The following is a 25,699-nucleotide window of genomic DNA, read 5'->3' on the forward strand; positions in this document are numbered from 1 at the left end:
AAGCCATTTCTAGAACTTTATATGCCTGTGCGAAACTCATGTATAATAAAAATAGCAATAATACACGAGTTTCGCAATCTCCAAAAAAGAAGTATAAATTTAAAAACAAGAAAAAATCAGGGTGTTCATATTTTGTCGGGTTATCCATGTATTAAAGATATCTATAAAACATTCTTACAAGTAAGCAGTTTAAGATACTCTGGTTTAGCGTTATCAGAAGTAAGCCCATCGCCTTTATCTCATGACACTGTTAGCCAATGGCTAAAAAGTAGATGTTTTAGACCTAAAGACCTATGGTGATTAGTTGAACCTTCTATAGACAAAAAAAGCCCTTGCGTACTAATTGCCGATGATACATTGATTGCCAAAACACGTAGTAAAAAAATAGAGATGGTCCATTATCAATATTCAGGTAATGAACATGAGGTTATTGCTGGCATAGGTTTAGTTAATTTGCTTTGGCATGATCTGACGAAGGTTGAATCAATTCCTATCAATTATCGTATTTATGATAAAGATTCTGATGGAAAAATAAAAAACACGCACTTTTCCGAAATGCTCACTCTTGCTAAAAAAAGAGGGATCATGCCAGAAGCCGTAGTGATGGATGCTTGGTATTCTAGCCTGGATAACCTGAAATCAATTCGCTCTCATGGTTGGATCTGGGTAACCACGCTGAGGAAAAATAGGATTGTTAACCATAACAAACAACTGAACAAGTTAGACATCTCAGAAGAAGGAACGTCAATACACTTGCGAGGATATGGTTGGGTAACCGTTTTCAAATTTACAGCCAAAAACGGCCGTATTGATTACATAGTAACAAACAAAGAGAATCCCACCCGTCAATACCTCAAATCTATCATGGATGCCCGTTGGTCTGTTGAAGTTTATCATCGAGAAGTTAAACAAAACTGTGGTATTGAACGCTGTCAGGCTCGCACGAGCCGAGCGCAAAGAAATCATATTTTTCTCGCTATTTCTGCGTGGTTTGAACAACATAAACGTCGTATATCTGAAAAAATAACCCTTTATCAACAAAATTGGGACGTAATCAAAAGTGCTATTACTGAGCAAATCCGTGTTTTATTAGCGTACCCAAATTAGTTTTGTGCGAAACTCGTGTAATAAAAATTATTAGTCAGTTATTTGCCTACTTTGTGGAAATTAGCGATAAATTATTGTTTAAAAAATAATGTTATTTGTAAAAAATGGCAGTCGTGTCTCTAAATTATGCTGCTACCTAAGCAATATTAAAAAAGTGCCCCTTATCGCATTAGTCGATAAGAATTTTATTTAAAATGAAAGAAAAAATTTACAAGATTTATTTATTAACAAGAATTAATCGTAATTAATAGACTGTGTTATGAATAACGTATGTAATAGGTTGAAAGTTTTTAAGCCATTTTGAAGTGTCATCATATAAAGGAGTATCAGCATGAAATTAGCTATTTTTGGAGCAGCAGGTGGTATCGGCCAAGCACTTGCACTTCTTCTTAAAAACAAGCTTCCATCAGGCTCAGAGCTTTCTCTTTATGATATTGCTCCTGTGACCCCTGGTGTTGCTAAAGATTTAAGCCATATTCCAACAGATGTAAAGGTAATTGGTTTTGCTGGTGAAGATCCGACACCCGCACTTGACGGTGCTGATGTAGTATTAATTTCGGCAGGTGTTGCCAGGAAACCAGGTATGGATCGCTCAGATTTGTTTAATATCAATGCCGGTATCGTTCGTAATCTGATTGAAAAAGTTGCTCAGAGCTGTCCTAAGGCGTTAATTGGTATTATTACTAATCCGGTTAATACTACTGTTCCGATAGCAGCAGAAGTATTAAAAAAGGCCGGCGTGTATGATAGAAATCGATTATTTGGGGTAACAACCTTAGATATTATTCGTTCTAATACTTTTGTTGCTGAATTAAAAGGTAAAAAGCCTCAAGAAATCGAAGTGAAGGTTATTGGTGGTCATTCTGGCGTAACGATCCTACCGCTACTCTCTCAAATTGCCAATGTTAGCTTTACCGAGCAGGAAGCTGAGGAGCTAACCAAGCGTATTCAAAATGCCGGCACTGAAGTTGTTAAAGCAAAAGCTGGTGGCGGATCAGCGACACTTTCTATGGGCCAAGCCGCTGCACGTTTTGGTTTATCATTAATTGACGCTTTAAATGGTAAAGAAAATATAATCGAGTGTGCATATGTGGAAAGTGATGGTGAATATGCTCGTTTTTTTGCTCAGCCAATACGTTTAGGTAAAAATGGGATTGAAGAAAGATTACCTATTAATATTATGAATAAATTTGAAAAAAATAAATTGGAAAATATGTTAGAGACACTCAATGAAGATATTAAATTAGGCGAAGATTTTATTAATAAATAATATTATTAACTTCATTAAATAATAAACCGCAGATATGAGTCTGCGGTTTTTTTATAATTTATTCGTTATTTTTATTAGTAGGCCGACGAATATTTCGTTCTAATAATTCTCCTGTATTGAAATCGTAATAATGGCTTGGTCATATTTCAGAAGGATGAAGGTTTAAAAAGTTCGCAATTATCCATTCCCGAGATAATGCATTGGCTAATGTTGTTCCGCGTTTTCTTAGCGCTGCAATAATATCCGCAGGATGCCAATCAGATTTCTGTGAAATCATTTTTAATCCTTTTTCTATTAAATATATTGCTGTATTAGTGGTATAAATAACAGATAGTTCTGACATGTATTTCGAACTAGAACTTGTTATTAGAAATAAAATAACATTTTTTTTTCTTTAATAGTTTCTTATTTTTTTCTTAAAAATCTCTTTTTTGAACTTGATTACAAAAAATAGAGAAATTTTACAGATATTTTAAGAAATATAGTGAGGCTCTCTTCAATTTATTAGGAGTATAAATAATTAATTCTAGTTATGTTAATTTAGTATAATAGAATGACAAAAATAAAAATCTTTAATTTATATTAATTCCTTAGAATTAATAGTTATAAAATAATTTGTCCGATATTAATAGAAAAAAAATTAGTTAATAATGATAGTGAAAAGGAGAACAATATTTGCAAGAGATAAAAAAAGAAATAATCCTACAATTTTATTCAATGCTTTTTCTATGGTTAGAAAATTGGGAGGATTTTAAAAGAAAAAAATAATCTAAAAGGCCATCATTTTTAACAATTAGATTTGCAGAATTAGGTTATGTATTAATACCAAAAGTGATGCGAGAAAATTATGAAAAAAGAATGGTATACCGCGAAAGAACTTGCTGGATTGGTTGGTTTGCCTTCATCACCACAAGGTATCAACCTAATGGCTCGCAGGGAAGGATGGGAGCAACGTCGAAAACGTGGGGTTCAAGGCAAAGCTGTTGAATATCATGTTAGTAGTCTACCTGAAGATGTATTTAATGTATTATCGCTAAATGATAACTCTATTGATTATCGCGGCAAAGGAAAACGACAAGATGCTTTTTTAATTTGGGTCGAAGCTTATAAACAATTAACAAAAAAAGAGCGTGAAAAGATTATTAAATTTATTTTACGGGAAGGATTGGAAAAGTTAATTGGTTATATCAATTGTTGTGAAGCGATATTGGTGGAAGAAGATAACTCTGGAACAGGATGAGCTGTTCCAGAGAAGTTTTTATTACGAGGGGCGTTGAATGGAAATGCAAGCCAAGCTGATTAGAGCATCTTTATAAGATGTATCAGGCAAGATATCGAGAGCTTTAATTGCTTTATCAGCTTCCTCTCTAGCTCGGCTGCGGGTATATTCAAGAGAGCCACAGCGTTTCATGGTAATTAATATGATACTGAGTAAATGACGCCCATTACCTTTTTCTATTGAGTTACGAATAAGTGCAGATTCTTCTGCGGTGCCTTTTTTCATTGCATGAAGTAGAGGTAGTGTTAGTGTTCCTTCATCCAAATCATCGCCAATATTTTTGCCAATAGTGGTGCTATCCGCGTCATAATCCAGAAGATCATCAATCAGTTGGAAGGCAGTACCAAGATAACGGCCATAATCTCGTAAGGCTTGCTGTTGGATTTCATTGGCACCTGATACGATCGCTGATGCGTGTGTCGCTGCTTCAAATAGGCGTGCAGTTTTACTATATATTATTTGCATATAGGTACTTTCGGTGATGTCTGGATTATTACAATTGATTAATTGTGAAACCTCACCTTCTGCGATGATATTTGTTGCATCAGACATCAGCTTTAAAACGGGCATAGAATCAAGCTCTGTCATCATTTGAAATGATCGGGTATAAATGAAGTCTCCGACTAATACACTAGCAGCATTACCAAAAACAGCATTTGCTGTTTTTTTACCGCGCCGCAAGGTGGACTCATCAACAACATCATCATGTAGTAGTGTTGCGGTATGAATAAATTCAACCAATGCTGCTACATTAATGTGTTTTTCTCCTTGATATCCTAAAGCCCTTCCAACCAGGATAGCAATCATGGGCCGAATTTTTTTTCCACCACCGCTAATAATATAGTGGCCCAGCTGATTAATGAGATGGACATCTGAATTTAATTGATTCAAGATTGTTTTATTAACCGCTTCCATGTCTTTTGCGGTTAGATTGATAATTGATTCTAAATTCATTTTATAAATTCTTTTATCAATTTGGTTTTACCTAAACATAATATTTAGTCAAGTGATTTCGTGCTGTTAATCTGCCGCTAATTGTACTGTAAAATTAATTACAAATGAACGGCTACGGAATAAATACACTTCAGAAAGTAGATTTTTTATTATTAGATTGAATTCTAGGCTTGTCTTCTGATGCTTTTTTGCGTAGAATTCGCGCCCTATTGTGAGTATTTATAAAATGCACTCTGAAATCAAATATGCTAAGGGAGTGTGTTAAGCGGAGTTTATATGTACGCGTACGCGGTTTTCCAAAGTGGTGGTAAACAACACCGAGTCAGCGAAGGCCAAACAGTTCGCCTGGAAAAGCTAGACATTGCGACAGGTGAAACTGTTGAGTTCGATCAAGTATTGATGATCGCCGACGGTGATGATATTAAAATCGGTGCTCCTGTCGTTGAAGGCATCAAAGTTAAAGCTGAAGTTATTGCGCATGGTCGCGGTGAGAAAATTAAAATTGTTAAATTTCGTCGCCGTAAACATAGCCGTAAACAACAGGGCCACCGTCAGTGGTTTACTGATGTTAAGATCACTGTTATTGCTTAAGAATTAGGAGAGCAGATTAATGGCACATAAAAAGGCTGGCGGCTCAACGCGTAATGGTCGCGATTCCGAAGCAAAACGCCTAGGTGTAAAACGTTTTGGTGGTGAATCTCTGTTGGCAGGTAGCATTATTGTTCGTCAGCGTGGTACGAAATTCCATGCTGGTAGTAATGTTGGTTGTGGTCGCGATCATACCCTATTTGCATTGGCTGACGGAAAAGTTAAATTTGAAATTAAAGGACCAAAAAATCGTAAATATATCAGTATTGAAGCTGAATAAGTTTTTTTGATCTTTAAATAGCGTTTAAAAAAGCCCTGCAATTTTGCGGGGCTTTTTATATTACCTTATGTGATACCATCTCTGGGTAAAACTACCATCTAGCGTATAATGTCTAGTATGCGGAGAAAAGATAATGAAATTTGTTGATGAAGCCAAAATATTAGTTACAGCTGGCGATGGTGGCAATGGCTGCGTTAGCTTCCGCCGTGAAAAATATATCCCTAAGGGCGGGCCTGATGGTGGAGATGGTGGAGATGGTGGAGATGTTTATCTGTTGGCTGATGAAAATCTTAATACGTTGATCGATTATCGATTTGAAACAATCTTCCAGGCTGAGCGGGGACAGAATGGTCAAAGTCGTGATTGTACTGGCAAACGTGGTCAAGATAAGACCATTAAAGTCCCGGTTGGCACGCGAATACGTGATTTTTTAACCAGAGAAATCGTTGGTGATATGACACGTCACGGGCAACGTTTAATGGTTGCGAAAGGTGGATTTCATGGTTTAGGTAATACCCGATTTAAATCATCAGTCAACCGTGCTCCCCGTCAAAAAACGATGGGAACGAAAGGTGAAACAAGAGAATTGCTACTTGAATTGATGTTATTGGCTGATGTAGGCATGCTAGGTATGCCGAATGCTGGTAAATCGACTTTCATTCGCTCAGTCTCGGCGGCAAAACACAAAGTTGCTGATTATCCATTTACTACTTTGGTGCCGAGTTTGGGCGTAGTACGCATGGATAGTGAGCAAAGCTTTGTTATTGCTGATATCCCTGGCTTAATTGAGGGAGCGGCAGAAGGAACAGGTCTTGGCATTCGTTTCTTAAAGCATTTGGAACGTTGCACGATACTTCTGCATCTTATTGATATTTGCCCTATTGATGGTTCTGATCCGGCTCAAAATGCCAAAATAATTGATGCGGAACTGGAAAAATATAGTGAGAAATTAGCACAAAAACCGCGGTGGTTAGTTTTTAACAAAGTTGATCTTTTGACCCCCGAAGAGGCTAATGACCGTATAAAAGCCATTATTGAAGCATTAGGATGGCAAGATAAGTATTATCAGATTTCTGCGGTAAATCAGCTAGGTGTTAAAACACTTTGTTGGGATATTATGACGTTTATCCAAGCCCATCCTCAAAATATATCGGTAGATAGTGCAGGATCCGATAAAGCTGAATTTATGTGGGATGATTATCACAAAGAACAACTACTTGATAATGAAACGGATCTGGATGATGACGATTGGAATGAAGACGATGAACAGGGAATCGACTTCATTTATAAGCGTTAATTAATGCGAATTATTTTTTAGCGGGTATCGAGTAGATACCCGTTTTTCTATTAGTAATTACGATAAAGATCTTTATAGAGATGGCTTTCAAAACGGACAAGCGGAATACGGCGACTATTATATTGCGCTGGTGGCAAGCTATAAGCTGAAATAAACTGCACGAAAGCGATACGCTGACCACTTTGCGCGGTAATGAAGCCGACGAGATTATATACTCCCTGCAAAGCACCGGTTTTAGCTGAGACCTTACCATTAACGCCTGCATTGCCTAAGCCACCACGATAACGTAAAGTGCCATCATGACCAGCTAATGGTAACATAGCAATAAAGTTCAGTTGACTATCATGTCTAGCAATATATTGCAAAATAGACATCATAGCTGTTGGTGTAATTAAATTGTGACGAGATAGTCCTGAACCATCTACCATAATCGTATTGGCTAAGTTAATATTGGCTTTCTGTTTTAAAATCTGGCGGATAGCATCGCAGCCAGAAGACCAAGTACCCGGGACACCATAATATTCACGGCCTATGGTTCTAAAGATCGCATCAGCTATCATATTATCAGATTTTTTTAACATTATTGTCAGCAAATGATGTAGCGGTTTAGGTTTTGTCGTGGCCAGGATATTTCCTGCTATGGTAGGCAAGTGGCGTTGTTTAATGTGCCCGGTAAGCGTGATTTTGGTATCTATCAGGTTAGTTTTTATAATAGCTCCTGCATAGCTTGCGCCGTTTTGAACGGCAAATGCTAATGGTAGCGGTTCAGCGCGTTGAGTTAAGCAACCCGTTAATATATAACGGTTTAGTTCTCCTGGTATAACGTCTAATGCGCAATAACGTGCATCAGTTGAACCTTTTGCTAGCGTAATAACTTGACTGAACATATTAATAGGGTAAAAAGAGGCAGTATGGACATGTGCGATATCGCCAGGTTTCTGACCACTATGTAAAGTGGCTGAAAAACAGTTTTTATCGATAATAGCGGCGCTTGGTGGAGCACTAAAACATTGTGTCATATCATTCCATACCCACCCTGGAGCCTTATCTTGGCCAGCGAAGGCTGATATATCGATGATTAAATCGCCGTCAACTTGTTCAATACCAAGTTGCTTTAATTCAGCTACCATGTTGCGAATTTGTTGGCGCGTTAAGGTTGGATCGCCAGTGAAGCGCACAACCAAATCACCTTTTAAACGATGATCGATAATTTTTCCTTCAGTTTCGAAATGGGTGACAAATTGATAATCGCGACCTAATTGAAGTAATGCAGCTAGTGCGGTAATAATTTTTTGAGTACTTGCAGGTAGTGCCATTTGTTGGCTATGGTAATCGAACAATGGAGTATCACTCCCCACTTTTTGCGCGATAAAAGAGAGATTTGTACCTGCAGGCAGATAATTAATATAGTTTTCAATTGGCGCTGATAGCGCCTGATTGAATATGAAAAGTAGGTTAAATAACCAATATGATCTTCCAATTTTTTTTAAAAAAGCCATAAGTGCTGTATATAAAAGTAGACATAATAGACATACTAAAGTGTAATGCAGAAAAAAGTAAACGGTGACCTAGCATTAAGTGTGCGTTACAATGGTTAATTAAATGATAGAATAATAAAGTTATAAATTAATAGTTAACAAGGTTTGCCCCCTTTTTTGTTTGCCCAGAATGTTGTTTTGTCAGAAGTGCTAATTTGCTTTAATGACAGAAAAATCAGGAAGATATTTAATTTTTATTTAGGAAAGAATCAGAGGCATTTATTAATGAAACAGATTCCAATGACGGTACGTGGCGCAGACAAGCTGCGTAAAGAGTTAGAATTTTTAAAGAATATTCGCCGTCCTGAAATTATTGCTGCTATTGCAGAAGCACGTGAACATGGTGATTTGAAAGAAAATGCAGAATATCATGCAGCGCGTGAGCAGCAAGGGTTTTGCGAAGGGCGTATCCAAGAAATTGAGGCTAAATTGTCTCATGCGCAAGTTATTGATGTAACAAAAATGAAAAATGAGGGCCGTGTAATATTCGGCGCGACAGTTACCGTATTTAATGTAACGACAAATGAAGATCAGATTTATCGTATTGTGGGTGATGATGAAGCCGACATCAAAGAAAATCTCATTTCTGTTAATTCACCAATAGCTCGAGGCCTGATCGGTAAGACTATGGATGATGTGGCAGTTATCAACACCCCTGGCGGTGAAGTTGAATATGAAATTTTACGAGTGGAATATATTTGATTTTCATTTTATCTTAAAGTGTTATGTTCTTGAGTTAATTCAAAAGTAAAAGAGGCCAAAGCGGCCTTTTTTACCCTGAAGTGGGATGGCATTTTTGTATAAATGTAGAAAACTTATTTAGGTAAAATGATTTTGCGTGCTTCAGAAGGGCGATAGAGTATCAAAATTTTACCAATAATTTGCACATTGATAGTCGGTTTCTCGAACAATAGCGTTAGCTATCAAATTTTTGCTTTCGCGATCTTCGCTCGCTATCTTGATTTTAATAAGTTCATGATATGACAAAGATTGTTCGATTTCAGCTAAAACACCTTCAGTTAAACCATTGTTACCTATCATTAGAACAGGGTTTAGATGATGAGCAAGGCTTTTTAGATATTGTATTTGCTTTTTATTAAGAGTCATTGTTTTTTGCTTTAGTGGGATTGAAAACGGTACATTCTACCGCCATCTTTTAGTTATCACCATAAATTCTATAATTTTGGTATATCGAAAATGGCAGAGATCAGTGTTATTTTATAAGTATAGTTGGAAAAACAATGGCTAATAAAAAGCGTTCAGCAAGCTCTAGTCGTTGGTTGCAGGAACATTTTAGTGATAAATACGTTCTTCAAGCACAAAAAAAAGGGTTTCGCTCGCGTGCATGGTTTAAATTGGATGAGATCCAGCAGAGTGATAAAATATTTAAACCTGGTATGACCGTTGTTGATTTAGGGGCAGCGCCTGGTGGTTGGTCTCAATATGCAGTAAGCAAAGTTGGCCAGACGGGGCGGGTTATTGCATGTGATTTATTACTAATGGATCCCATCGTAGGTGTTGATTTCTTACAAGGAGATTTTCGGGATGAGCAGATATTGAAGGCATTACTTGAACGAGTTGGTGATAAAAAAGTCCAGGTTGTTATGTCTGATATGGCTCCCAATATGAGTGGGACACCTGCTGTCGATATTCCTCGATCCATGTATCTGGTTGAGCTAGCGTTGGATATGTGTCGCGATGTACTGGCTACTGGGGGAAGTTTTATTGTTAAAGTATTTCAGGGAGAAGGCTTTGATGAATATCTGAGGGAAATTCGCTCTCTATTTTTGAAAGTTAAAATTCGTAAACCAGATGCTTCACGGTCACGTTCACGTGAAGTGTACATTGTAGCGACAGGACGCAAAATATAGTACCCTGTACGTTATTTATTTAACATAGTTGTAATGAAGAGGTTCATCCCTTGAGTGACATGGCGAAAAACCTGATTCTCTGGGTAGTCATTGCGGTAGTCCTGATGTCTCTATTCCACAGTTTTGGTCCTAGCGATTCGAATAGTCGCAGGGTGGATTATTCTACCTTTATGAATGAGTTAACTCAGGATCAGATACGTGAAGTGCGGATTTCTGATCGTGAAATTAGTGTTAAGAAAACGGATAACAGTCGTTATACGACTTATATTCCAGTGAGAGAGGATCCAAGATTGTTGGATACCTTGCTTGAAAGGCATGTCACCGTCATTGGTGAACCACCTCAAGAGCAAAGTTTCTTAGCGACTATTTTCATTTCCTGGTTCCCAATGCTATTACTAATTGGGGTTTGGATCTTTTTTATGCGTCAGATGCAAGGAGGAGGTGGCAAAGGTGCTATGTCCTTTGGTAAGAGTAAGGCGCGCATGCTGACAGAAGATCAAATTAAAACCACTTTTGCTGATGTTGCCGGTTGTGATGAAGCGAAAGAAGAAGTTGGTGAGCTAGTTGAATATTTGCGTGAACCGGGTCGTTTTCAAAAATTAGGTGGTAAGATTCCTAAGGGAATTCTGATGGTAGGGCCACCGGGAACAGGTAAAACTTTATTGGCAAAAGCCATTGCAGGTGAAGCAAAAGTTCCCTTTTTTACTATCTCCGGTTCGGATTTCGTAGAAATGTTCGTTGGTGTTGGTGCTTCTCGAGTTCGTGATATGTTTGAACAAGCAAAGAAAGCCGCGCCTTGTATCATATTTATTGACGAAATCGATGCGGTTGGCCGCCAACGTGGCGCAGGTTTAGGAGGAGGGCACGATGAACGTGAACAAACTCTTAACCAAATGTTGGTAGAGATGGATGGATTTGAAGGTAATGAAGGTATTATTGTTATTGCCGCTACCAACCGTCCCGATGTGTTAGATCCGGCATTATTGCGTCCTGGACGTTTTGATCGGCAGGTTGTTGTGGGTTTACCTGATGTACGTGGTCGTGAGCAGATTTTGAAGGTTCATATGCGCCGTGTACCTTTAGATCCTAGTGTTGATGCTTCAGTATTGGCACGAGGCACACCTGGTTTTTCTGGTGCTGATTTAGCTAATTTAGTTAATGAAGCCGCCCTTTTTACAGCACGCGGAAATAAGCGTGTTGTCACGATGGTGGAATTCGAAAAGGCAAAAGACAAGATCATGATGGGTGCTGAACGTCGCTCTATGGTGATGACAGAGGAACAAAAAGAATCTACGGCTTATCATGAGGCTGGCCATGCGATTATAGGACGTATTGTTCCAGAACATGATCCTGTTCATAAAGTGACAATTATCCCACGAGGTCGTGCGTTAGGTGTCACATTCTTCTTGCCAGAAGGTGATCAAATTAGTGCCAGTCGGCAAAAGCTAGAAAGTCAAATTTCTACGCTTTATGGCGGCAGATTAGCTGAAGAAATTATTTACGGTTCAGAAAAGGTATCTACTGGCGCGTCAAACGACATTAAAGTAGCAACTAATCTTGCTCGTAATATGGTGACGCAATGGGGTTTTTCTGAGAAATTAGGGCCATTGCTCTATGCCGAAGAAGAAGGTGAGGTTTTCCTGGGCCGCTCGGTTGCTAAAGCTAATCATATGTCAGACGAAACTGCGCGAGCAATTGATGAAGAGATCAAGGCAATTATTGATCGTAATTATAAACGAGCTCGTCAGATTTTGAATGAACACATGGATATTTTGCATGCGATGAAGGATGCATTGATGAAATATGAAACCATTGATGCACCTCAAATTGATGATTTGATGAATCGCCGTCCAGTTAGAGCTCCAGCTGGCTGGGATGATAATGATAGTAATCCTACTACAACATCCTCATCACAAGGAGAGCCAGAAAAGAATATTTCTGCCGCTCAGGGTGAAGATAATGTGCAAGAAAATGATAATGGAAGTAACACAGAGAATCGTTAATGATCATTGGTTCTCTATGTGAAATGAATAAATGATTGAAACCCCAGGACAACCTGGGGTTTTGTTTGGTTGAGTAAGGTGATTATGAAAATTACTGCCCGAAAAATAGAGCTTGATCTTAATTGTCCTGTTGTTATGGGAATATTAAATGTTACTCCAGACTCTTTTTCTGATGGTGGTATATACAATCGTTATGACTATGCGCTCAAGCATGTAGCTAGTATGGTTAACCATGGTGCGGCAATTATCGATATTGGTGGTGAATCAACCCGTCCGGGTGCTAGCGAAGTCAGTCTACAGCAAGAACTTGATCGAGTTATCCCAATAATCGAAGCAGTAACTGACCGTTTTGATGTTTGGGTTTCTGTTGATACATCTAAAGCTGTTGTCATGACAGAGGCAGCTAGAGCAGGTGCGCATATTATTAATGATGTTCGGTCGTTACATGAACCGGGTGCATTAGAAGCTGCGGCTGAAACAGGATTACCGATCTGTATTATGCATATGTTAGGTCAACCTAAGACAATGCAACAAACACCCGATTATAAAAATGTGGTTGTAGAAGTAAAGCAGTATTTATCAGATGAAATTGAACGCTGTGAAGCGGCTGGCATTGCGAAAAATCGTTTGATTATTGATCCAGGTTTCGGTTTTGGTAAAAACTTGGTGCATAATTATCAATTATTAGCGAAATTGAATGAATTTCATGCTCTCGGAGTGCCACTACTAGTGGGTATGTCACGTAAATCTATGATTGGTGAACTATTAGATGTACCACTAGAGGAACGGCTTATTGGAGGTATCGCATGCGCAGTTATCGCAGCTATGCAGGGAGCACAGATTATGCGTGCTCATGATGTAAAAGAAACTGTACAGGCTATGAAGATTGTTCAAGCAACCCTTTCAGTAAAGGAAACAGATGATTATGAGTAAGCGCAAATATTTTGGCACCGATGGTATTCGTGGCAAAGTAGGAGAAAACCCAATTACCCCTGATTTTGTTTTGAAATTGGGTTGGGCAGCGGGTAAGGTTTTAGCGCGGCATGGTTCTCGTAAAATAATCATAGGTAAAGATACACGCATTTCAGGTTATATGCTGGAGTCATCTTTAGAAGCGGGTCTTGCAGCAGCGGGGTTATCAGCTGCATTTACAGGTCCTATGCCTACACCAGCGATTGCTTATTTAACACGCACATACCGTGCTGAAGCGGGCATTGTTATTTCTGCTTCCCATAATCCCTATTATGATAATGGTATTAAATTCTTTTCGATTGATGGCACTAAATTACCTGATGATGTAGAAGAAGCAATAGAAGCTGAGATGGAAAAACCACTTACTTGTGTTGAGTCTGCCGAATTAGGACGAGCGAGTCGCATTGTTGATGCTGCTGGGCGTTATATAGAGTATTGCAAAGGGACGTTTCCCAGTGACCAAAGTTTAAGTGGATTAAAAATAGTTTTAGATTGTGCTAATGGCGCAACCTATCATATTGCTCCGAATGTTTTAACTGAGCTTGGTGCGGAAGTCATCGCAATCGGCTGTGAACCAAATGGACTGAATATTAATGAGGGCTGTGGCGCGACTGATGTTACGCTATTGCAAAAACGTGTGGTAACAGAAAAAGCGGATATTGGTCTTGCTTTTGATGGTGATGGAGATCGGGTAATAATGGTTGATCATCGTGGTAATAGAATAGATGGTGATCAAATTCTTTATATTATTGCGCGTGATGCACTTCGACAAGGTCAATTGCACGGTGGAGTTGTTGGCACTTTAATGAGTAATATGGGATTAGAATTAGCCCTGCAACAGTTGGATATACCTTTTATCAGGGCAAAAGTTGGCGATCGTTATGTTCTCAAAAAATTACAAGAGCAAGGATGGCGGCTTGGTGCTGAAAATTCAGGCCATATTATTTTGTTAGATAAAACGACAACAGGTGATGGAATTATTGCTGGTTTACAAGTTCTAAGTGCGATGCTCCGTAATAATATGAGCCTTTATGATCTCTGTTGTGAGATTAAATTGATGCCTCAAGTATTAATAAATGTGCGTTTTTCCGGTAGCCATAATCCATTGGCCACAGAAGAAGTTTTAAATGTGGTAAACCAAGTGGAAAAAGAACTAGCAGGTAGAGGACGGGTTTTATTGCGTAAATCAGGTACCGAGCCTTTAATTCGTATCATGGTGGAAGGTGAGAATGAAAAGCAGGTTACCGCAATGGCTAATCGCATTGCTGAAGTTGTCAAGCAAGTGAAATAGGTCATAATATTTTTATAAAAGATCATATGGTTGTATAAGTATTGTGTTGTTTTTCGTCAACTGGCTTTGGAGAACAACTTTTGTTGTTTTTTTCTACAAATAGTACGATGAGATAAAAATAATCTTGCTTGTCAGCTAAGGTTTGGTTAGTATTCAAAACCGCTTCTTAAAGTAACGACTTAAGGAGCAAGTTGCAGTAGATAGGTTTTTGCGAACTTTATTGTCAAATAGGTAGTTAGCTATGTACATAACCCTTTTGGTTATCTTTTTATTAGTCTCAATTGCGCTGATTGGTATGGTCATGCTGCAACAAGGGAAAGGTGCTGATATGGGAGCTTCATTCGGTGCAGGTGCTTCTGCAACATTATTTGGTTCATCAGGATCAGGTAATTTTATGACGCGGATGACTGCTATCTTTGCAACATTATTCTTTGTTATCAGTTTAATTTTAGGGAATTTAATTGCTAATAAAAGTGTGACTGGAAGCAAATGGGAAAACATTGGTGAACCTGTTAAAGTTGAGAAACCAGTGGGAGTTCCTACAGCGCCTGTACCCCCAACAAGTGATATCCCTCATTAATTAAGCAACAGTTTGTGCAGTGAGGCGGTTTTATTAAAAAATTGTCTTACTGGTGTGCCGAGGTGGTGAAATTGGTATACACGCTACCTTGAGGTGGTAGTGCCTATAAAACGGGCGTACGGGTTCAAGTCCCGTTCTCGGCATCATTTTAAAAGATAGCTTGCGTTTCGCATATTATCAGCGTAAAATTTGTGGAATTTCCGAACGCGGGATGGAGCAGCTTGGTAGCTCGTCGGGCTCATAACCCGAAGGTCGTCGGTTAAAATCCGGCTGCCGTAACCACTTCTTAGCATATGATCTATTTCAGGCGTCTTATTGGATTATTTTCGTTTGGAAGAGTGCTGAGTCAGGGGTTAAACCTACTGGCAGTGTATAGGGTCCAGTTGCATAAAGCCCCGGCTTTCGGGGCTTTTTGTTATTTAAAACAGAATTCCTGGGCTTTTAGCCCTTTTTTTATGTCTGGGGGTGTGGTTTGTCCACGTTAGAGCAAAAATTAATATCGATGATTTCAGAGCCGGTAGAAGCTCTAGGTTTTGAATTTGTTGGTCTGGAGTTTATTCGAGCACGGGTTTCGACATTACGCGTTTATATTGATAACGAAAATGGTATTACCGTTGATGATTGTGCCGAAGTTAGCCACCAGGTCAGTGGAGTACTGGATGTTGAAGATCCGATCTCAGAGCTCTATAACCTGGAGGTATCTTCACCAGGACTTGAGCGTCCACTCTTTACTGTTGCACACTATCAGCATTTTATTGGTAAAGAAGTGAATTTAATATTAAGAATAGCAATGCAGAACCGTCGTAAATGGCGAGGTATAATTAAAGCTGTTGATGACGAAATGATTACGGTTACTGTGGATGGCAAGGACGAAGTGTTTGCACTAAAAAACATCCAGAAAGCTAACCTGGTACCCCACTTTTAATAAAGTTCAATGAGGCAACTAGGATGAATAAAGAAATTCTGGCTGTTGTGGAAGCGGTTTCTAATGAAAAATCGCTTCCTCGCGAAAAAATCTTTGAAGCGCTTGAAACCGCATTAGCAACAGCTACTAAGAAAAAATATGAACAAGAGATTGATGTTCGCGTTAATATTAATCGTAAAACGGGAGATTTTGATACATTTCGTCGTTGGTTGGTGGTTGAAGAAGTTACACAGCCGACACGGGAAATTACTTTAGATGCGGCAAAATTTGAAGACTCAGAGATTAATTTAGGCGATTATGTAGAGGATCAAATAGAGTCTGTTACCTTTGACCGCATTACCACTCAAACTGCAAAACAGGTTATTGTTCAAAAGGTACGTGAAGCTGAGAGAGCGATGGTTGTCGAGCAATTTCGTGAGCAGCAAGGTGAAATCATTACTGGGGTGGTAAAAAAAGTCAATCGTGAAAATATTACCTTGGATTTCGGTAATAATGCCGAAGCGGTAATTTTACGGGAAGATATGTTACCACGTGAAAACTTTCGACCAGGTGACCGTGTGCGTGGTGTATTGTATGATGTACGCCCAGAAGCGCGTGGAGCGCAGCTGTTTGTTAGCCGTTCTCGTCCTGAAATGTTAGTAGAATTATTTCGCATAGAAGTACCGGAAATCGGTGAAGAAATTATTGAAATTAAAGCCGCTGCTCGTGATCCAGGATCGCGGGCAAAAATTGCCGTAAAAACGAATGATAAACGCATCGATCCAGTAGGCGCTTGTGTTGGGATGCGTGGTGCAAGGGTGCAAGCAGTATCAAGCGAACTTCGAGGAGAGCGTATTGATATTGTTTTGTGGGATGATAATCCTGCACAATTTGTGATTAATGCGATGGCGCCAGCTGACGTTGCCTCTATTGTCGTTGATGAAGATAAATGTACGATGGATGTTGCCGTTGAAAGTAGTAATTTGGCTCAGGCAATTGGCCGCAATGGACAAAATGTTCGCTTAGCTTCCCAGTTACTGAAAAAGCATCGCGGAGATGACAGATGGGAATTGAATGTAATGACCACGGAAGAACTTGAAGCTAAACATCAAGCAGAGGCACATGCATCTATTGATTCTTTTGTTAAGCACCTTGATATTGATGAAGAATTCGCTACTGCTCTCGTTGAAGAAGGTTTTTCTACATTAGAAGAATTAGCTTATATACCAATCAACGAACTATTAGAAATTGAAGGTCTTGATGAGACAACGATTGAAGTTTTGCGTGAAAGAGCGAAAGCAGCGCTGACGACATTAGAATTGGCTCAAAAAGAGAGTATGGGGGATAATCAGCCAACTGAGGATCTGTTAAATCTACCAGGTATGAATCATGCTTTAGCAATGAACCTAGCTGCTCATGGTATTTGTACATTGGAAGATCTTGCCGAGCAGGGGATCGACGATCTGAGAGATATTGAAGAAGGGCTGAATGATGAACAGGCTGGTGAAATTATTATGGCTGCGCGCAATATTTGCTGGTTTGGCAACGATCCAAAATAATTTGTAGCAGGAAGGAACAGAATGGCAGATGAAACTGTAAAATCATTGGCAGCAGAGATTCAAACTTCAGTTGAACGCCTGGTACAGCAGTTTGCTGATGCCGGGATAAAGAAAACTGAAAATGATGCTGTTACTCAAAATGAAAAAGAAACTTTACTTGCATACTTAAATCGTGAAGATGGGACGACAGGTAACCAGACTGGCAAATTAACACTACAGCGAAAAACTCGCAGCACACTAAGTGTGCCGAGTACTGGCGGAAAAAGTAAATCAGTCAACATTGAGGTCCGTAAAAAGCGCACATATGTTGATCGCGATGCCTTGGAAAAAGCGAAAGCTGAAGAACAAGTGAAGCATGAAGCGGAAGAGCAAGCAAAGCGCGAAGCAGAACAAAAAGCAAAACGTGAAGCTGAAGAGAAAAAAGCGAAACGTGAAGCAGCTGAAAAAGCAAAGCGCGAAGCAGCGGAAAAAGAGAAAGTGAAACAAAGTAAAAATAATCCAAAAACAGCTAAATCCAGTCAAGATTCGGCTGCTTATACTGAAAAACAGCGTCGCGAAGCTGATGCAGCAGAGCTTAAACGTAAAGCTGAAGAAGAGATGCGACGTAAGGTTGAAGCGGAAGCTAAACGCGTTGCCGAAGAAGCTCGTCGTATGGCAGAGGAAAACTCCAATCGTTGGAGTAGTAATGACGAAACGGAAGATAATGCAGATTATCATACTACGACTTCTCGTCATGCTCGTGAAGCAGAAGATGAAAATGATGCCCAAGAAGAAGGCCGTCGCGCCCGAAATCGAGCTGGAAAGGCTACTCGGCAGAAAAAAAATAATAAACATTCTGAAAAAGCTGATCGCGAAGAAGAGCGAGCGGTTGGTCGTACGAATAAAACCAAAGGTAAACAGAAAAAAACCAGTTCATTACAGCAGAGCTTCACAAAACCGGTTGCGGTTATTAACCGTGATGTTGTGATTGGCGAAACCATCTCGGTTGCTGAATTAGCGAATAAGATGGCAGTCAAAGGCTCACAAGTTGTCAAGACCATGATGAAAATGGGCGCTATGGTGACCATCAATCAGGTTGTTGATCAAGAAACAGCGCAACTTGTGGCAGAGGAAATGGGGCATAAAGTTATTTTACGGCGTGAAAATGAGCTGGAAGAAGCGATTTTAAATGATCGTGATACCGGTGAAGCAGTTGCAGAACCTCGGGCGCCAGTCGTAACCATCATGGGACATGTTGACCATGGTAAAACTTCATTACTTGACTATATTCGTTCAACTAAAGTTGCATCGGGTGAAGCTGGCGGCATTACGCAGCACATAGGTGCCTATCATGTTGAAACAGATAAAGGCATGATTACCTTCTTAGATACACCAGGACATGCTGCATTTACTTCAATGCGTGCTCGCGGTGCTAAAGCAACGGATATTGTTGTTTTGGTCGTTGCGGCGGATGATGGTGTGATGCCTCAGACGATAGAAGCTATTCAGCATGCCAAGGCCGCTAATGTGCCGGTTGTCGTTGCAGTTAATAAAATTGATAAACACGAAGCTGATCCTGATCGCGTCAAAAATGAGCTGTCGCAATATGGTGTTGTGGCTGAAGAGTGGGGTGGCGAAAATCAATTTATCAATGTATCTGCCAAAAAAGGGACAGGGATTGATGAATTATTAGAAGCTATCTTATTACAAGCTGAAGTATTAGAACTCAAAGCGGTTCGTACTGGAATGGCAAGTGGTGTTGTTATCGAGTCTTATTTGGACAAAGGTCGCGGTTCGGTTGCGACGATTTTAGTTCAGGAAGGCACCCTTAATAAAGGTGACATTGTATTATGTGGTTTTGAGTATGGCCGTATTCGTGCAATGCGTAATGAATTAGGTGAAGATATTCAGTCTGCAGGGCCATCGATTCCGGTTGAAATTCTGGGGTTATCAAATGTACCTTCAGCAGGCGATGAAGCAACGGTTGTCCGTGATGAAAAGAAAGCGCGTGAGGTTGCACTTTATCGTCAAGGTAAATTCCGAGAAGTAAAATTGGCACGCCAGCAGAAGTCAAAACTAGAAAACATGTTTGCTAATATGGAAGATGGTAAGATTTCTGAGTTAAATATTGTATTAAAAACCGATGTACAAGGTAGCTGTGAAGCCATTACTGATTCGTTGCAAAAATTATCAACTGATGAAGTGAAAGTGAAAATTATTGGTTCAGGTGTAGGTGGTATTACAGAAACCGATGTTACATTGGCTGCTGCTTCTAATGCAATTATCATTGGTTTCAATGTCCGCGCCGATGCTGCAGCAAGACGCATTGTTGAAAGTGAAAATTTGGATCTACGCTATTATTCGGTTATTTATAGTCTTATCGATGAGATCAAACAGGCGATGAGTGGTATGTTGGCGCCTGAATATAAACAGCAAATTATCGGATTAGCCGAAGTCCGTGATGTGTTTAAATCACCTAAGTTTGGGGCCATTGCTGGTTGTATGGTTGTTGAAGGCATAATCAAGCGTAATAACCCTATCAGTGTATTGCGGGATAATGTGGTTATTTATGAAGGTGAATTGGAATCATTACGTCGCTTTAAAGATGATGTCAACGAAGTACGCAATGGCATGGAGTGTGGTATTGGTGTGAAGAATTATAATGATGTACGTGTAGGTGATATGATAGAAGTATTTGAAATCATTGAAGTGAAACGTTCTATTGATAATTAATGCCTGCTTTATTGATGCTTATTAAAAGGCCATAACTGATGTTATGGCCTTTTAGTTAAAGATTTATAGATAACCATTTAGATCGGGTATATTGGTTATCGACTGTTGCGATGGGATTAATTCTATTATGATAAATAATAGTTAACCTGAGTTCGGGATAAGAAATAAAGAGAAAGTCTTGATATTCAAATAGTTGAATGAGCCTGTTTTGTTAAAATACTCTAACAGTCTGGTTAAAGAGTAGAGCATTGTTAAACAATTATGGAAAATCTTACTGAACTTTATTGCCTGATGGATGATTTTTGCAAAGACTTCGAGCCAAAAATGCATGAATATTTGCTGACTAACGGTACTAAGCGTCGTAGACGGTCTACTCAGCTTTCGTTGGCGGAAATGATGACACTGGTTGTGTTGTTTCATCAACTCCGATTCAGGCAATTCAAGGTATTTTATCTCTATTATGTCCGCTTATATCTCCGGAAGGAATTTCCTAACTTGCCATCCTATTCACGCTGTGTAGAGTTACTTCCGCGTAGTGCCTTAGCGTTAACGGCACTGTTTGAGTCAATTAAGGGAAAATGCACGGGGCTATCGGTTGCCGATTCTACTCCGATAGCGGTGTGTGATAACTTACGGATCCGCAGACATAAAGTCTTCAATGGGATAGCTGAACGGGGAAAAAATTCAACAGGTTGGTTCTTTGGTTTCAAGCTTCATGTAATTATCAATCATTTGGGGGAAATACTCAGTTTTCGACTCACACCAGGAAACACCGATGATCGGAAACCATTGCCTGAGCTGACAAAGGATCTTTCTGGTTGTTTGTACGCAGATAAAGGGTATTTATCGGCTTCACTGAAACAGCAACTCAAAACGATGGGAATTAGCCTTATAACGAATATCAAGAAGAAAATGAAGCCTATTAAACAGACTTGTTTCGACAAAGCCATCTTGCGTCATCGTTCTGTCATTGAAACGGTATTTGATGAGTTAAAAAATCTTTGTCAAATAGAGCATACGCGACATCGCTCTCCGGCTAACTTTGTAGTGAATTTATTAGGCGGACTGGTTGCATATTGTTTAATGCCATCTAAACCAAAGATACCTGTTGCAGGTACGTATCTTCAAGTATAATTGATAATGCTTATCCCGAACTCAGGTTAGTTAATATTTATTTTATATAGAAATCAAATAGATATAAGTATTGAATTTTATTTTTCTAATATATATATCATAATAATTAATGGTCATTATATTTTAGTTTTACCCTTGTGAGGAGATATCATAATGGCAAGAGAGTTTGGTCGTGCTCAGCGTGTTGCCCAGGAAATACAAAAAGAGATCGCCATTATTCTTCATCGAGAAATTAAAGATCCACGTGTTAAAATGGCTACTGTCTCAGGGGTGGAAGTTTCTCGTGATTTGGCTTATGCCAAAGTGTTCGTGACTTTTTTAAACATATCAGCAAAAGAACATGAAACAGATATGGTTAAAAATGGTATTAAAGTATTGAGTGGTGATATGGCGAAACATATTCGTTCTTTGTTGGGTAAAGCGATGTGTTTACGTATTGTTCCTGAATTAACTTTTTTTTATGATAGCTCTTTGGTGGAAGGTATGCGTATGTCTAATTTAGTTAGCAACGTGATCCGTGATGATGAAAAGCGCCGTCATACTACAAAAGATGATACAGAGAGGAAGTAATGAGGCGTCGTCGTGGTCGTGAGGTTCACGGAGTATTGTTATTAGATAAACCGGCAGAACTTTCATCTAATGACGCTTTGCAGAAAGTACGTCGTTTATTTAATGCAAAAAAAGCCGGTCATACAGGAGCACTCGATCCTTTAGCAACCGGCATGTTACCGATTTGTTTGGGGGAAGCAACCACATTTTCACAATTTTTGCTTGATTCTGATAAACGCTATCGGGTTATTGCTCGTTTAGGACAGCGTACTGATACTTCAGATGCGCATGGTAAAATAATTTGTCAACGCCCTATCGAAATAACACAACTGCAACTTGATAAGGCACTAGATAAATTTCGTGGTAATTTAATCCAAATACCGTCTATGTATTCTGCGCTTAAATATCAGGGTAAGCCACTTTATGAATATGCCCGTCAGGGGATTACTATTGAACGTGAAGGCCGACCAATTACTGTTTATGATTTACAATTTGAGCGCTGGCAAGGGAATGAACTGGAATTAACAATTCATTGTTCTAAAGGAACTTATATACGAACTATTATTGATGATTTAGGTGAATTGTTGGGTTGTGGTGCTCATGTGATTTATCTAAGGCGCTTACAGGTAGCTAGTTATCCCAGTGAACGTATGGTAACAATAGAACAATTATATACGCTTAAGCAGCAAGTGGAATTAGGGACAACTTCTCTGGAGGCACAATTAGATCCTTTATTATTACCAATGGATACAGCAGTTAATCATTTTCCTGAAATCAATATTTCATCGATTGTTGCAAGCTATTTTAAACAAGGGCAAGCGGTTGTTGTTGCTAACCATCGGCTTTCCGAAGGTAATAAAGTTCGCGTAACAGAAGGTGATATGCATAAATTTATTGGTATTGCTGAGATCGATGAACAAAATAGGATAGCACCTCGTCGTTTAGTGGTGGAAAGTGTTTGATAGGATTTAGAGTAATCTTGCGTTATGATTAATTGAAGCGTAAAATAGGTGAGCATTATGTTCGGGAAGGCTGAATTAGAGATTGGCTTTCCCTATGTTTAATGGAAAATTTGGAGTTATTTATGTCTCTAAGTACTGAAGCGAAAGCGCAAATTATCTCAGACTATGGCCGTGATAAAAATGACACGGGTTCTAGTGAAGTTCAAGTTGCTCTATTGACTGCAGAGATCAATCATTTGCAAGGTCACTTTGCAGAGCACAAGAAAGATCACCACAGCCGTCGAGGGCTGTTGCGTATGGTTGCTCAGCGTCGTAAGCTATTGAACTATCTTAAGGGTAAAGATGTTGCTCGTTATACCACACTTATTGAGCGCTTAGGATTACGTCGCTGATTAGTTGGTTTCAAAAGAAAAGGGGCCAGTAGGCCCCTTTTCTGCTAGAAAGCGGAAAAAATTTTTAGAATTGGTTTACACTTACAAAATGATTTTAGGAAATAGATTTTTGTCAATTTATTTCTAAATAATGTGAGCTTCTTTAGCTACAACCGGTTCGCGCGGCTAATGAGAATACTGATATTCACAAAATAAGTAAAAATATTCAGTATTGTCATTAGTCGCGAGGATGTAGCAAGAAAGGAAATATTGGTGTTGTTATATAAATAAACAGCTATTAAAAGGGTATTATTTTGCTTAATCCTATTGTTCGTAAATTTCAATATGGCCAGCATACCGTCACTATCGAAACGGGTATGATGGCGCGTCAGGCGACTGCTGCAGTTATGGTTAATATGGATGATACAGCCGTATTTGTCACTGTTGTTGGGCAGAAAAAAGTGAAAGAAGGGCAGGATTTCTTTCCACTGACAGTTAACTATCAGGAGCGATCTTATGCTGCCGGCCGAATCCCCGGTAGTTTTTTTCGTCGTGAGGGGCGTCCTGGTGAAGGTGAAACACTGATAGCCCGGCTGATTGATCGTCCACTTCGTCCCTTGTTTCCAGAGGGATTTGTCAATGAAATACAAATTATTGCTACGGTTGTATCCATTAATCCGCAAGTGAATCCAGATATTGTTGCTATGATCGGCGCCTCTGCTGCATTATCTATATCTGGTATTCCATTTAATGGTCCAATTGGTGCAGCTCGTGTTGGTTATATTGATGACCAGTATGTTTTAAATCCCACCGTTGATGAATTGAATAGCAGTCGCTTAGATTTAGTTGTCGCAGGTACGTCGAGTGCGGTACTAATGGTAGAGTCTGAAGCTGATTTATTGACGGAAGAGCAAATGCTTGGTGCGGTTGTTTTTGGTCACGAGCAACAGCAAATCGTGATTGATAATATTAATGCCTTGGTAGCCGAAACAGGTAAAGAAAAATGGGATTGGCAGCCTGAAGCGATTAATGAAGAATTACATAATCGTATTGCTCAATTAGCTGAAGAGCGGTTAGGTGATGCTTATCGTATTACTGAAAAACAAGAGCGTTACACTAACGTTGATGCAATTAAAGAAGATGTCGCTAATGCGCTTTTGGCGGAAAATGAATCTTTAGATGTTGCTGAGATAAACGACATTCTTTCCGGTTTAGAGAAAAAAGTTGTCCGTACTCGGGTATTAAAAGGTGAACCGCGGATTGATGGGCGAGAAAAAGACATGGTACGTGCACTTGATGTCCGTACGGGTGTATTACCTCGTACCCATGGTTCAGCATTATTTACGCGCGGAGAAACGCAGGCGTTGGTCACGGCAACTCTTGGTACTGAACGTGATGCGCAAGTTATTGACGAGCTGATGGGTGAATATACCGATCGTTTTCTATTCCATTATAATTTCCCTCCTTATTCAGTAGGTGAGACAGGCATGGTCGGTTCACCAAAAAGGCGTGAAATTGGCCATGGGCGTTTGGCTAAGCGTGGAGTATTGGCGGTGATGCCGAATCAGTCAGAGTTTCCCTATACCGTACGTGTAGTGTCTGAAATCACTGAATCTAATGGCTCTTCTTCTATGGCTTCCGTCTGTGGGGCATCACTAGCATTAATGGATGCCGGTGTTCCAATTAAGGCAGCGGTAGCAGGTATTGCAATGGGATTAGTGAAAGAAAACGATGATTTTGTTGTGCTTTCCGATATCTTGGGTGATGAAGATCATTTAGGCGATATGGATTTTAAAGTCGCGGGTAGTCGTGAAGGTATTAGTGCTCTGCAAATGGATATCAAGATTGAGGGCATTACGCGTGAAATTATGCAAGTTGCGTTAAACCAGGCAAAAGGGGCTCGTTTACACATTTTAAGTGTTATGGAAGAGGCTATTAATGGCCCTCGTGAAGAGATTTCTGAGTTTGCGCCACGTATTCATACTATCCACATCAATCCTGATAAGATCAAAGATGTAATAGGTAAAGGTGGTTCTGTCATTAGAGCATTGACTGAAGAAACCGGTACTACGATTGAAATTGATGATGATGGTACCGTAAAAATTGCTGCAACCGATAGTTCTAAAGCAGAAGCGGCTATTCGTCGTATTGAAGATATTACCGCAGAAGTTGAAGTTGGTCGTATCTATCAGGGCAAAGTCACACGTATCGTTGACTTTGGTGCTTTTGTTGCTATTGGTGGTGGTAAAGAAGGGCTGGTGCATATCTCTCAGATAGCAGAAAAACGCGTTGAAAAAGTTACTGATTACTTACAGTTAGGTCAGGAAGTGCCAGTCAAAGTATTGGAAATTGATCGGCAGGGGCGTATTCGCCTTAGTATTAAAGAGGCGGTTTCTGCTGAAAAGCCGGCTGAAACAGAAACACAGATTTCTGCAGAATAATTTGACGTAAGGCTCGGTGTCCTGTAAAAAGAGCACC

At 39.5% G+C, this 25,699-nt stretch carries 21 protein-coding genes, 2 tRNA genes and 3 pseudogenes; 22 read left to right on the forward strand and 4 right to left on the reverse strand.

Going from position 1 to position 25,699, the window contains the following annotated elements; genetic code table 11:
* The first annotated feature begins 132 nt into the window (after positions 1 to 132).
* Together V3224_RS15670 and mdh are read left to right on the forward strand one after the other, a co-directional pair.
* A pseudogene (locus tag V3224_RS15670) lies at positions 133 to 1,107 on the forward strand (IS701 family transposase).
* Positions 1,108 to 1,438: 331 nt separating this feature from the next.
* Positions 1,439 to 2,377, forward strand: a complete 939-nt coding sequence (gene mdh / locus V3224_RS15675; RefSeq protein ID WP_334471635.1) for a malate dehydrogenase — start codon at positions 1,439 to 1,441, stop codon at positions 2,375 to 2,377.
* Positions 2,378 to 2,435: 58 nt separating this feature from the next.
* Here mdh and V3224_RS30090 read toward each other — a convergent pair.
* Positions 2,436 to 2,654 (reverse strand): annotated as a pseudogene (locus tag V3224_RS30090) (helix-turn-helix domain-containing protein).
* Positions 2,655 to 3,224: 570 nt separating this feature from the next.
* Here V3224_RS30090 and V3224_RS15685 point away from each other — a divergent pair.
* Positions 3,225 to 3,617 carry a DNA-binding protein gene (locus V3224_RS15685; RefSeq protein ID WP_032114378.1) on the forward strand — a complete coding sequence of 131 codons (393 nt, stop codon included), beginning with the start codon at positions 3,225 to 3,227 and terminating at the stop codon, positions 3,615 to 3,617.
* 21 nt (positions 3,618 to 3,638) lie between these two features.
* Here the strand turns inward: V3224_RS15685 and ispB are convergent, their stop codons facing one another.
* Positions 3,639 to 4,610 carry an octaprenyl diphosphate synthase gene (gene ispB / locus V3224_RS15690; RefSeq protein WP_334471637.1) on the reverse strand — a complete coding sequence of 324 codons (972 nt, stop codon included), beginning with the start codon at positions 4,608 to 4,610 and terminating at the stop codon, positions 3,639 to 3,641.
* A gap of 276 nt (positions 4,611 to 4,886) precedes the next feature.
* Here ispB and rplU point away from each other — a divergent pair, with 276 nt between their 5' ends.
* From rplU to cgtA, 3 genes are all read left to right on the forward strand, one after another.
* Positions 4,887 to 5,201 carry a 50S ribosomal protein L21 gene (gene rplU, locus V3224_RS15695; protein WP_334471640.1) on the forward strand — a complete coding sequence of 105 codons (315 nt, stop codon included), beginning with the start codon at positions 4,887 to 4,889 and terminating at the stop codon, positions 5,199 to 5,201.
* A 19-nt stretch (positions 5,202 to 5,220) separates the two neighbouring features.
* A complete protein-coding gene (gene rpmA / locus V3224_RS15700) occupies positions 5,221 to 5,478 on the forward strand; it encodes a 50S ribosomal protein L27 (protein ID WP_334471642.1) in 258 nt (85 codons plus the stop codon).
* Between the two features lie 133 nt (positions 5,479 to 5,611).
* Complete coding sequence (gene cgtA / locus V3224_RS15705; protein ID WP_334471644.1) at positions 5,612 to 6,775, forward strand: Obg family GTPase CgtA; 1,164 nt, start codon at positions 5,612 to 5,614, stop codon at positions 6,773 to 6,775.
* Between the two features lie 50 nt (positions 6,776 to 6,825).
* On the opposite strand, the gene dacB is transcribed toward cgtA, so the two are convergent.
* The gene (dacB, locus tag V3224_RS15710; RefSeq protein ID WP_334471646.1) at positions 6,826 to 8,274 is read right to left on the reverse strand and encodes a serine-type D-Ala-D-Ala carboxypeptidase; all 1,449 of its coding nucleotides are present in this window, start codon (positions 8,272 to 8,274) and stop codon (positions 6,826 to 6,828) included.
* A gap of 264 nt (positions 8,275 to 8,538) precedes the next feature.
* On the opposite strand from dacB, the gene greA reads away from it, so the two are divergent.
* Entirely contained in the window at positions 8,539 to 9,015 is a 477-nt protein-coding gene (gene greA / locus V3224_RS15715) for a transcription elongation factor GreA (protein WP_032114383.1), read from the forward strand.
* 113 nt (positions 9,016 to 9,128) lie between these two features.
* On the opposite strand, the pseudogene yhbY reads toward greA, so the two are convergent.
* Positions 9,129 to 9,420 (reverse strand): annotated as a pseudogene (yhbY, locus tag V3224_RS15720) (ribosome assembly RNA-binding protein YhbY).
* Positions 9,421 to 9,554: 134 nt separating this feature from the next.
* Between yhbY and rlmE the strand changes: the two are divergent.
* From rlmE to pnp, 15 genes are all read left to right on the forward strand, one after another.
* Positions 9,555 to 10,184 (forward strand): 23S rRNA (uridine(2552)-2'-O)-methyltransferase RlmE, encoded by a 630-nt coding sequence (gene rlmE / locus V3224_RS15725; RefSeq protein WP_310511366.1) that lies wholly within the window; start codon positions 9,555 to 9,557, stop codon positions 10,182 to 10,184.
* A gap of 59 nt (positions 10,185 to 10,243) precedes the next feature.
* Entirely contained in the window at positions 10,244 to 12,187 is a 1,944-nt protein-coding gene (gene ftsH, locus V3224_RS15730) for an ATP-dependent zinc metalloprotease FtsH (protein ID WP_334472049.1), read from the forward strand.
* Positions 12,188 to 12,271: 84 nt separating this feature from the next.
* Positions 12,272 to 13,120 carry a dihydropteroate synthase gene (gene folP, locus V3224_RS15735; protein ID WP_334472050.1) on the forward strand — a complete coding sequence of 283 codons (849 nt, stop codon included), beginning with the start codon at positions 12,272 to 12,274 and terminating at the stop codon, positions 13,118 to 13,120.
* Complete coding sequence (gene glmM, locus V3224_RS15740) at positions 13,113 to 14,450, forward strand: phosphoglucosamine mutase (protein WP_334471650.1); 1,338 nt, start codon at positions 13,113 to 13,115, stop codon at positions 14,448 to 14,450. Before folP ends, glmM begins: the two co-directional genes overlap by 8 nt.
* 241 nt (positions 14,451 to 14,691) lie before the next feature.
* Positions 14,692 to 15,030 (forward strand): preprotein translocase subunit SecG, encoded by a 339-nt coding sequence (secG, locus tag V3224_RS15745; RefSeq protein WP_334471652.1) that lies wholly within the window; start codon positions 14,692 to 14,694, stop codon positions 15,028 to 15,030.
* A gap of 56 nt (positions 15,031 to 15,086) precedes the next feature.
* Positions 15,087 to 15,173: transfer RNA gene (locus tag V3224_RS15750), tRNA-Leu, on the forward strand.
* 62 nt (positions 15,174 to 15,235) lie between these two features.
* Positions 15,236 to 15,312 (forward strand) — tRNA-Met (locus tag V3224_RS15755).
* A 190-nt stretch (positions 15,313 to 15,502) separates the two neighbouring features.
* Positions 15,503 to 15,955, forward strand: a complete 453-nt coding sequence (rimP, locus tag V3224_RS15760; RefSeq protein ID WP_334471654.1) for a ribosome maturation factor RimP — start codon at positions 15,503 to 15,505, stop codon at positions 15,953 to 15,955.
* A gap of 23 nt (positions 15,956 to 15,978) precedes the next feature.
* Entirely contained in the window at positions 15,979 to 17,493 is a 1,515-nt protein-coding gene (nusA, locus tag V3224_RS15765) for a transcription termination factor NusA (protein ID WP_334471656.1), read from the forward strand.
* Between the two features lie 21 nt (positions 17,494 to 17,514).
* Positions 17,515 to 20,205 (forward strand): translation initiation factor IF-2, encoded by a 2,691-nt coding sequence (infB, locus tag V3224_RS15770; protein WP_334471658.1) that lies wholly within the window; start codon positions 17,515 to 17,517, stop codon positions 20,203 to 20,205.
* Positions 20,206 to 20,466: 261 nt separating this feature from the next.
* Entirely contained in the window at positions 20,467 to 21,339 is an 873-nt protein-coding gene (locus V3224_RS15775) for an IS982 family transposase (RefSeq protein ID WP_334467716.1), read from the forward strand.
* A 153-nt stretch (positions 21,340 to 21,492) separates the two neighbouring features.
* Complete coding sequence (gene rbfA, locus V3224_RS15780; protein ID WP_334471660.1) at positions 21,493 to 21,909, forward strand: 30S ribosome-binding factor RbfA; 417 nt, start codon at positions 21,493 to 21,495, stop codon at positions 21,907 to 21,909.
* Entirely contained in the window at positions 21,909 to 22,850 is a 942-nt protein-coding gene (gene truB / locus V3224_RS15785; protein WP_334471662.1) for a tRNA pseudouridine(55) synthase TruB, read from the forward strand. The genes rbfA and truB overlap by 1 nt, the downstream gene beginning before the upstream one ends.
* A 122-nt stretch (positions 22,851 to 22,972) precedes the next feature.
* Entirely contained in the window at positions 22,973 to 23,242 is a 270-nt protein-coding gene (gene rpsO, locus V3224_RS15790) for a 30S ribosomal protein S15 (protein WP_180817329.1), read from the forward strand.
* Between the two features lie 293 nt (positions 23,243 to 23,535).
* Positions 23,536 to 25,662 carry a polyribonucleotide nucleotidyltransferase gene (pnp, locus tag V3224_RS15795; protein ID WP_334471666.1) on the forward strand — a complete coding sequence of 709 codons (2,127 nt, stop codon included), beginning with the start codon at positions 23,536 to 23,538 and terminating at the stop codon, positions 25,660 to 25,662.
* Positions 25,663 to 25,699 lie beyond the last annotated feature (37 nt).

This window comes from Arsenophonus sp. PmNCSU2021_1 (assembly GCF_036919435.1).
Classification (GTDB): Bacteria; Pseudomonadota; Gammaproteobacteria; order Enterobacterales; family Enterobacteriaceae; genus Arsenophonus; species Arsenophonus nilaparvatae.